The organism is Citrobacter sp. TBCS-14, from assembly GCF_005280805.1.
Lineage (GTDB): Bacteria > Pseudomonadota > Gammaproteobacteria > Enterobacterales > Enterobacteriaceae > Citrobacter > Citrobacter gillenii.
In genome coordinates, this window is sequence record NZ_SZWM01000959.1 from 1 (window position 1) to 249 (window position 249).

At 45.8% G+C, this 249-nt stretch carries 1 pseudogene; it reads left to right on the forward strand.

The features are described from left to right. Positions 1-249, forward strand: a pseudogene (locus FDX22_RS22260) (MFS transporter); the annotation flags it as partial.

Below are 249 nucleotides of genomic sequence, written 5' to 3' on the forward strand. Positions count from 1 at the left end.
CCGATGCTGTCGGCGGCAATTGGCGTTGTGATTATCGCCTTTCTAAGCTGGCGGATGATGTTTTTACTCGGTGGCATGGCAATGCTCTTAGCATGGTATCTGTCGGGAAAGTACTATATTGAATCTCCTCGTTGGTTGGCTGGCAAAGGACAGAGAAGCGAAGCTGAAAAACATCTTCTACAGGTGGAACTGCAAATTGAGAAAGAAAAAAACATTACTTTACCTTCCTGTCATAGCGATTGCCTGACG